The following is a 3,633-nucleotide window of genomic DNA, read 5'->3' as shown; positions in this document are numbered from 1 at the left end:
CTAAACTACTATTTTTGCATAAAAATTCAAAATTGGAAGGGCTGGTAGTTAAATCAACAGGAAGCTGGTATTATGTCAGGGATGCCAATAAAGGAATATGGGCATGCAAGATCAAGGGCAAGTTCCGGATAAAAGGCATCAAAACCACCAACCCTGTTGCTGTGGGTGACCGGGTGGAATTCAGCCCCATTCAGGAGGGAGAAAGAGAAGGCTTGATTACCGAGTTACATGAACGCAAAAATTACATCATCCGTAAAGCCACTAAATTATCCAGGGAAAGTCATATCATTGCCAGCAATATCGATCAGGCAATCATTATGGCTACTCTTGCATATCCCGAAACTTATACCCTGTTTATAGACCGTTTCCTTGTAACTGCCGAAGCATATAGAATACCGGCAAAAATTATCTTTAACAAAATCGATCTTTATGATGAGCAATTGATGAGAAAACTCAATGAGCTAATTCAGATATACCATGACGTCGGTTATGAATGTTTCAGTATCTCGGTAACCAGGGAGGAAAATCTGGAATCTGTAAAGAATCTTCTTAAAGATAAATACAGTGTAATTTTAGGTAATTCGGGTGTGGGTAAATCTACCCTGATCAATCAGCTTAAACCGGAAGCGGATCTAAAAACTGCACGTATTTCAAATTACCATAAAGCAGGAAAGCACTGTACTACTTTTGCAGAAATGATCGATCTTCCTTTTGGAGGCGCCATTATTGATACTCCCGGAATAAAAGGCTTTGGTTTGGTCGATATGGATAAAGAAGAGGTATACCATTACTTTCCTGAAATTTTCAATGCCTCGCTTAGCTGCAAATTCCACAACTGCACCCATACACATGAACCCGGATGCCATGTAAAAGGATTGGTAGAGAAGGGAGATATCAGCCAAAACCGCTACAACAACTATCTGAGAATTGTTGAGGATAACGAAGGAAAATATCGTTAATGCTTCCAATCAAGCCTTTTGTCAAACAATTTGAGGTGTTTGTCAATTTAAAGTGTTATTCAGGCAATTATAATATATATTTTCCGTATTTTGTAAGAAAAATAATACGGGTTTGTCTGAGTCAAAAAAGAAAATACGCTCCAAGCAAATACGCATATTGCTGGCTGAAGATGAGCAGATCTATCAGAAGATCATTGAGCAATATATACATTCCATTGATCTGGAGGTCACCATTGTTGAAAATGGCAATCAATGCATTCATGAAGCAGAGACCGATAATTACGACATTATCTTATTGGATATCGTAATGCCCGGGAAAAATGGCATTGAAGTAGCCAGGGACTTGCGGAAAAAAGGAATTACAATTCCGATAATAGCAGTAACTTCCAATATCTGGGCTGAAGATGAGATAAAAAGCATGAACTCGGGCATGAATGATTTTCTGGCCAAACCCTTCCACGCCAGAAAACTGGCCAGAAAAATTGCCTACTGGACAAAACAGGAAGGCCTGTCTGCATAAGGTGTATCGATACCTCGCCGTTGGGATGTAGCACCTTTAATCTCCGTTTCTGAATATTAGCCTTAAACCTTGTTTCGGTGGGAAGATGGGTCCATAAAAGATATATATATCAACAAATAAGGTACTTTTGGCGCATGATAGCCACAACAATAATAAGTTTATTTAAAAATTTGGTGTATCAAAAACAAATCAATAATTTTGCTGATCTGTTAAGGTTCATTATACAGGCCTGAATGGCGGAATTGGTAGACGCGCTGGTCTCAAAAACCAGTGGGCTTTTGCCCGTGTCGGTTCGAATCCGACTTCAGGCACACTGAGCCCTCATTTAGGAGGGTTTTTATACAATAACATGTAAGCAAATGGATAGTAACCATTCCTCTCCTCTGCATCCCTATAAGAACAAACAAGCCATTTTCGATCAAAGATATATTGAGATGGCCAGGATCTGGGCCAAAAATTCCTATTGTAAAAGAAGGCAGGTTGGAGCTTTAATGGTTAAAGGAAAGATGATCATCTCGGATGGTTACAATGGCACCCCTTCTGGCTTTGAAAATGTCTGCGAAGATGAGGAAGGCAACACCAAGCCGTATGTATTGCATGCAGAAGCAAATGCAATAACAAAAGTAGCGAAATCTAACAATAGCAGCGAAAATGCAACGTTATATGTTACAACATCTCCGTGCCTGGAATGTGCTAAACTGATAATCCAATCCGGGATAAAACGAGTTGTTTATACAGACAGAAAAGAATCCAATGATGGTATTCCATTACTTGAAAGGGCCAACATTGAAGTAGTTCAAATTGTAGTATAAAAAAACAACCATGAAATTAAATTATAAAACACTCAAACTTTACTTTCCAATAATGCTGTCAATCGTGTTGATTGGTGGGATATTGCTGGGACTCTCATTAGATGGTAATGCTCCGGGAAATAAAACTTATGTTTACAACCATCCCAATAAGTTAAACAAAGTAATCAATTATATAGAAAAAAATTACGTAGATCCTGTTTCTAAGGAAAATCTTCAGGAATCTGCTATTCCTGCAATGTTGAAGGATATGGATCCCCATTCGGTATATATTCCGGCCAAAGATTTAAAAGATGTAAATGAACCCTTACAGGGGAACTTTGAGGGCATAGGGATACAGTTTAATATGCAGAATGATACCATAGTGGTAATAAGTGTAATAAGCGGGGGCCCTTCTGAAATGGTAGGTCTTCAACCGGGCGACCGGATTGTTAAGGTGAATGATACAGTGGTGGCAGGGAAAAATATGTCCACCGATAAGATTGTAAGCATGCTAAAAGGAGAAAAAGGAACCGAAGTGGATATTACCGTTCAACGTAGAAGTTCCTCCGAACCACTACATTTCACCATAACCCGTGATGAAATTCCCCTTTACAGTGTGGATGTTTCCTACATGCTCAATCCCTCAACGGGGTATATCAAAATAAACCGATTTTCAAAAACTACACATCAGGAGTTTATAGAAGCAATTAAAAAATTAAAACAAAACTCCCTTGAAAAGGTAGTTATTGATCTGAGGGGTAACAGTGGAGGATTTCTCAACGCCGCCACCAGTATAGCTGATGAATTTCTGAAAGAAGGGAAACTTATTGTTTACACCAAAGGGCGAAACGCTCCCAAGCAAGAGATACATGCTTCTTCTCGTGGTGTTTGCCAGGATTTGGATGTTGCCGTCTTAGTTGATGAATGGTCGGCTTCGGCAAGTGAAATTCTTGCAGGAGCCATTCAGGATAATGACCGCGGATTTGTTGTAGGACGAAGATCTTTTGGCAAAGGACTTGTTCAGGAACAAATTAAATTGTCCGATGGTTCAGCCCTTCGTTTGACCGTTGCCAGATATTACACCCCAACCGGCCGTTGTATTCAAAAACCTTATGAAGACGGCAGAGACCAGTATTACAATGATATTAACGAACGTTTTAAGCACGGAGAGTTTTTTAATGCGGATAGTATAGAGTTTGCCGATTCGTTAAAGTACAAGACCCCGAAAGGCGATATTGTTTTCGGGGGCGGAGGCATTATGCCCGATTATTTTGTTCCGGTAGATACCTCTTACCATTCGCCGTTTTTCAGTAAAGTTACCAACGAGGGATTGATTTACAATTTTGCTTTTAAATTTGCCGAC

The 3,633-nt window shown here is 39.6% G+C and carries 4 protein-coding genes and 1 tRNA gene; all 5 read left to right on the top strand.

Going from position 1 to position 3,633, the window contains the following annotated elements; genetic code table 11:
* The first annotated feature begins 32 nt into the window (after window positions 1–32).
* Window positions 33–959, top strand: a complete 927-nt coding sequence (gene rsgA, locus KGY70_09975; GenBank protein MBS3775504.1) for a ribosome small subunit-dependent GTPase A — start codon at window positions 33–35, stop codon at window positions 957–959.
* A 112-nt stretch (window positions 960–1,071) separates the two neighbouring features.
* Window positions 1,072–1,479, top strand: a complete 408-nt coding sequence (locus tag KGY70_09970; protein ID MBS3775503.1) for a response regulator — start codon at window positions 1,072–1,074, stop codon at window positions 1,477–1,479.
* A 227-nt stretch (window positions 1,480–1,706) separates the two neighbouring features.
* Window positions 1,707–1,790, top strand: a tRNA-Leu gene (locus KGY70_09965).
* Window positions 1,791–1,838: 48 nt separating this feature from the next.
* On the top strand, window positions 1,839–2,291 hold the full coding sequence (locus KGY70_09960) for a dCMP deaminase family protein (protein ID MBS3775502.1): 453 nt from the start codon (window positions 1,839–1,841) through the stop codon (window positions 2,289–2,291).
* A 10-nt stretch (window positions 2,292–2,301) separates the two neighbouring features.
* A partial coding sequence (locus KGY70_09955; protein ID MBS3775501.1) for a S41 family peptidase occupies window positions 2,302–3,633 on the top strand: 1,332 nt, incomplete at its 3' end.

Source organism: Bacteroidales bacterium (genome assembly GCA_018334875.1).
Classification (GTDB): Bacteria; Bacteroidota; Bacteroidia; order Bacteroidales; family UBA12077; genus JAGXLC01.
Note: the sequence above shows the minus strand (reverse complement) of the source record. Positions and strands in the feature narration are given on the sequence as shown.